Raw genomic sequence first — 270 nt, 5'->3', positions numbered from 1 at the left:
TACAGTTAATTTGCCATCCGCAGTTTCAGTAGCAGTATTACCCACCGCATCTTTCGCTTCAGCTTTAACTGTATATTCACCTTCTGGTAATTCTTCAGTCGGTGTGAACGACCAGTTACCTTCTGGATCTACAGTCGCATCACCTGTTGCTACAGGGTTGCCATCTTTGTCTAAGATTTCAACTTTTACTGTTGCACCTGGCTCAGTCTTACCTGAGATTGTTGGTGTAGTATCGTTTGTTGGCTTAAGCTCATCGATGGTTAATTCAGG

1 protein-coding gene is annotated in these 270 nt (G+C 43.3%); it reads right to left on the bottom strand.

All coding sequences use genetic code 11. The features are described 5' to 3' along the window. Positions 1–270 (bottom strand): Ig-like domain-containing protein (locus tag AC1M9N_RS14510; protein WP_481954980.1); only part of this gene is annotated, 270 nt, incomplete at both ends.

This window comes from Acinetobacter sp. ANC_7655 (genome assembly GCF_056784015.1).
This window is presented reverse-complemented; position numbering and strand designations above follow the sequence as displayed.